This window comes from Pigmentiphaga sp. (assembly GCF_019689535.1).
Taxonomy (GTDB): domain Bacteria; phylum Pseudomonadota; class Gammaproteobacteria; order Burkholderiales; family Burkholderiaceae_B; genus Pigmentiphaga.
Window position 1 is genome coordinate 1 of the sequence record NZ_JADGHH010000246.1, and the last position, 4,265, is coordinate 4,265.

At 63.0% G+C, this 4,265-nt stretch carries 4 protein-coding genes; all 4 read right to left on the reverse strand.

From position 1 onward, the window contains the following. Positions 1-92: 92 nt before the first annotated feature. Positions 93-1,259 (reverse strand): ABC transporter substrate-binding protein, encoded by a 1,167-nt coding sequence (locus IRZ12_RS15950; RefSeq protein ID WP_296470522.1) that lies wholly within the window; start codon positions 1,257-1,259, stop codon positions 93-95. Positions 1,260-1,351: 92 nt separating this feature from the next. Next, positions 1,352-2,527: an ABC transporter substrate-binding protein gene (locus tag IRZ12_RS15955; RefSeq protein WP_296470525.1), complete on the reverse strand. Its 1,176-nt coding sequence runs from the start codon at positions 2,525-2,527 to the stop codon at positions 1,352-1,354. A 26-nt stretch (positions 2,528-2,553) separates the two neighbouring features. After that, complete coding sequence (locus IRZ12_RS15960; protein ID WP_296470527.1) at positions 2,554-3,450, reverse strand: MBL fold metallo-hydrolase; 897 nt, start codon at positions 3,448-3,450, stop codon at positions 2,554-2,556. Next, the gene (locus IRZ12_RS15965) at positions 3,447-3,983 is read right to left on the reverse strand and encodes a 3-hydroxyanthranilate 3,4-dioxygenase (protein ID WP_296470530.1); all 537 of its coding nucleotides are present in this window, start codon (positions 3,981-3,983) and stop codon (positions 3,447-3,449) included. Before IRZ12_RS15965 ends, IRZ12_RS15960 begins: the two co-directional genes overlap by 4 nt. Positions 3,984-4,265 lie beyond the last annotated feature (282 nt).

The following is a 4,265-nucleotide window of genomic DNA, read 5'->3' on the forward strand; positions in this document are numbered from 1 at the left end:
TTATTGTTCTTGCTTGTTGAAAGGGCGTGGGCCGGAAGGCCCACGAGGCCCCTATTGTATGCAAACCGGCTCGATGCGGAGCCGGCCGTGCATTACTTCATCTTGCATTCGCCGGCGTACGAGTCCTTGCTTTGCTCGTAGATCACGCCTTTGGTGACGAAGGCGGGCTTGCCGCTGGCGTCTTTCTCCACGTCGACCCGGTAGAACGGGGCGATCGGGAACTGGTTGGTGTTGAACGCGAAGTAGCCGCGCACGGAGTCGAACTTGGCCTCGCGCAATGCCGTGCGGAACGCATTCTTGTCGGACACGTTGCCTTTGGTCTTGGCCAGGGCCGAGGCGATCAGGCTGGCGGCGTCATAGGATTGCGCCGCGTACATCGACGGCTCGCGGTTGTATTTCTTGCGGAAAGCTTCGGCGAACTTCTTATTGGCCGGGTTGTCGAGGTCGGGCGAATAGGGGGCGGCCGTGATCGCGCCGAGCGCGTTTTCCTGCAGGGCCGGAAGCGTGGAGCCGTCGATGGTGGAGGTGGAAAGCATGCGCACCTTGTCGAACATGCCGGCTTGCCGGTATTGCTTGACGAAGTTCACGCCCATGCTGCCGGGATAAAAGGTGTAGATGGCCTCGGGCTTGTTGGCAGCCAGTGCGGAGATCTCGACCGAGTAATCGGGCTGGTTGACCTGGGTGAAGGTCTCGCCGACGACTTCTCCCTTGAAGGTGCGCTTGAAGCCCTCCATGGCGTCCTTGCCGGCCTGGTAGTTGGCGGCCAGGAGGTGGATCTTCTTGATGCCCATTTTGTTGGCGAGCTCGCCGCCGGCTTCATGCAGCTGGTCGTTGTTCCATGAAGTCGAGAAGAAATAGGGCGAGCACCCCTTGCCGGTGATGGGCGTGGGGCCGGCGTTCGAACCGATCAGGAAGACTTCCGCGCTGGTGATGGGGCGGTGGACCGCCATCATCACGTTCGAATAGATCAGGCCGGTGATGATGGGTACTTTCTCGCGCTCGAGGAGCTGGCGCACGACCTGCAGCCCCACCTCGGGCTTCATCTGGTCGTCTTCCCGCAGAATCTGGACGTCGACGCCGCCGAGTTTGCCGTTGCCCTGTTCGACGGCCAACATGAACCCGTCGTACTGGTCTTGCCCCAGCACCGAGCCGGGCCCGGACAGGGTGGAGACGAAGCCGATCTTGACGGCGGCGTAGGAAGGGGCGGCGAAGGCCGCTTGCAGTATCGATGCGATGGCTATCAGTTTGGCGGTTTTCATGCGGACTCCTGGCTTGCCTTGCGTGGTGGGCGAGGCCGGAAACCGGCCCCGTGGGATACTGCGATCGACGGCGCGACGCCTGCTTCGGACGCTTATTTCAGCTTGCACTCCCCATGGTAGGGATCCTGGTGCTCCTGGAATACCGTTTCCCGCGTGGCCAACGTCACGTCGCCCGCAGGATCGCGCACTACTTCGAACGCGTAATAGTTAGAAACAGGGAAGTGATTATTGTTAAATTTAAACTCGCCCCGCACTGAGGGGAAATTCGCCTTGACCATGGCCTGTTCGAAGGCTTTCTTGTCGTTGATGCGTCCCCCGGTGGCCTGCAGCGCGGCGTTCAGCGCCTGGGCTGAATCATAGCCGTAGGCCGCGTAATGCGACGGGATCCTTCCGTATTTCTTGCGGAACTGCTCGACGAAGCTGCGGTTGGCCGGGTTGGGCAGGTCGGGCGCCCACGGGCCGCCCGAGATAACGCCCAGGGCCAGCTCTTTCAACGCCGGCAGGGTCGTGCCGTCCACCGTCGAGCCCGACAGCAGGGGCACTTTGCCCAGCATGCCGGCCTGGTGATATTGCTTGACGAAGTTCACCCCCATGCCGCCGGGATAGAAAATGAACACGGCGTCAGGCTTGGCATTGCGCAGCTGCGTGATTTCCACCGAGTAGTCGGGTTGGTTGACCTGGGTGTAGGTCTCGCTGAGGACCTCGCCCTTGAAGTAGCGCTTGAAGCCGATGAGCGCCTCGCGGCCGGCCTGGTAGTTGGGCGCCATCAGCGCGACGCGCTTGTAGCCCTTCTGTTGGGCATACTTGCCCATCGCTTCGTGCTGCTGGTCGTTCTGCCAAGACGTGGAGAAGTACAGCGGCGAGCACATCGAGCCGGCAATCTGGCTGGGGCCGGCGTTGTTCACCAGCAGGAAGGTGCCGCTGTTGATGACGTCGCGGTAGATTGCCATGAGCACGTTCGAGAAGCTCAGGCCGGTAATGACGTCCACCCGGTCGCGCTCGATGAGCTTCTTGGCGGCCTGGCGCCCCACTTCAGGCTTGAGCTGGTCGTCTTCCTGGATGACCTTGACAGCTTGGCCGCCGAGCTTGCCGCCGGCGGCTTCGATACCCAGCATGAATCCGTCGTATTGGTCTTGGCCCAGCGTACCGCCGGGACCCGAGAGGGTAGCGAGAAAGCCGATCTTGATGTCGGCTTGCGCCGGGGCGGTCATGCCGAGTGCGAGGCAAAGGCTGGCCGCCAGGGCGGTAATGGGGTACTGCAAGGTCATGAAGGATTCCTTGGGTTGATTGAAGTTTAAAGTAATTCTTGGAATTCGAAGCGGAATTCGTGGGAATCGCCCGGCTCCGTACGGCGGATGCGGCCGGCGGTGGGCGTGGGGAAGTGGGCCGGCAAGACCAGCGTGCCATCGCGGGCGCAGGCCTCGAGTAGCGAGCGCCGTGTTTGGCGCGCGTGGCCGGGGTCGGCGCAGAAGCGCGTGCTCCACTGGGGGTAGCAGCATTGCAGCGGGTGATGGAAAGCATCCCCGGTGAGCAGGACGCGCTGGTTCTCGCCCTGGATTTCGACCGCCACGTGGCCGGGCGTATGCCCAGGCGCGGGGACGAGTCGGATGGCATCGTCGATCCGGTGGTTCATGTCGACCAGGTCGGCCAGCCCGGCTTCGAACACCGGCAGGACCGAGTCGCCCACGTAGTCGCCCGTGCGCACCAGGCCGGGATGTCCCTCGTGCTCTTTCCAATACGCCCATTCCTCGTGGGTGAAGAGATAGCGCGCGTTGGGGAAGGTGGGGACCCAGGCCCCGTCCACGAGTCGCGTGTGCCAGCCCACGTGGTCGACGTGAAGATGGGTGGAGACGACGATGTCTATGTCTTCGGGCCGTACGCCGGACTGCGCCAGGCGGTCCAGCCAGCCCCAATGCTGGCGGTCGAATTCCGGGCGCACGCGGGCCTTGCAGTCGCCCACGCAGGTGTCGACCAGAATCAGGCGGCCTTGGCTTTTCAGCAAAAAGGACTGGATGGCGATCACCAGCCGGTCGGAAACCGGGTCGTAAAAGCGTGGGGCCAGCCAGTCGAGGTTGGCCTGGATCACCTCGGGCGTGGAATCCGGGAAGATTTCGGCCGGGCGGAGCAGTGGACCTTCATTCTCGACGATGCGCACCAGCTCCACGCCGCCGAAGTCGTAGCGGGCGGTCACGCGTCACCCGGAGCGGACTTGCCCGGATGCACCGTGCCGCACGACGGGCAACGCCGCTTCTCTTCGCTGGCGTAGAAGGCTTCGAAGAGGGGAGGCAGGTCCTGCACGATGCTCTGGAGCTGTACCTCCACGCGGTGCACTAGGTGTCCGCAGTGCAGGCAGTACCACTCGAAACCGTCTTTCAGCCCTTGCGGACGCTGGCGCTCGATGACGAGGCAGGCGCTGCCGGCCTCGGGACGCTGGGGCGAATGCCGCACGTGCGGCGGCAGCAGGAAGATGTCGCCTTCCTTCAGGTCCACCCGTTCGGGCTTGCCGTCAGCCCAGATCTTCAGGTAGGCATTGCCCCGGATCTGATAGAAGAATTCTTCCAGCGGATCGTCGTGATAGTCGGTGCGGTGATTGGGGCCGCCCACGACCGTGACGATGAAATCGGAGTCCTGCCAGATCTGCTGGTTGCCGACAGGGGGCTTGAGCAGATGCGCGTGGTCGTCGATCCACTTCTGGAAATTGAGGGGAAGGCCGTATTTGAACATGATGCTCTCGTTGGTAGGTCTGCGCCCGCGGGGCGGGCTCCCGCGCCGCGACGGGGTCGCGGCCTCCTTTTTCCTATCCATGGCAGTCTATGTGACCGCCGCCGCGAGCGAGAAATAGAAGTTGCGGCCCGGGGTATGCGTGTTGGTTATAGTCCGTTCTGGCCTTTGCCTCCGAGGGGGGGATTGCTTTCCCCGGCGCGGCGATGGGCGCAGACTCGATGCAGGTATTCGATCAGGTGCTGGCTAGCCGGACTCATTTGCCGGTTCGCCCGCACCGAATAC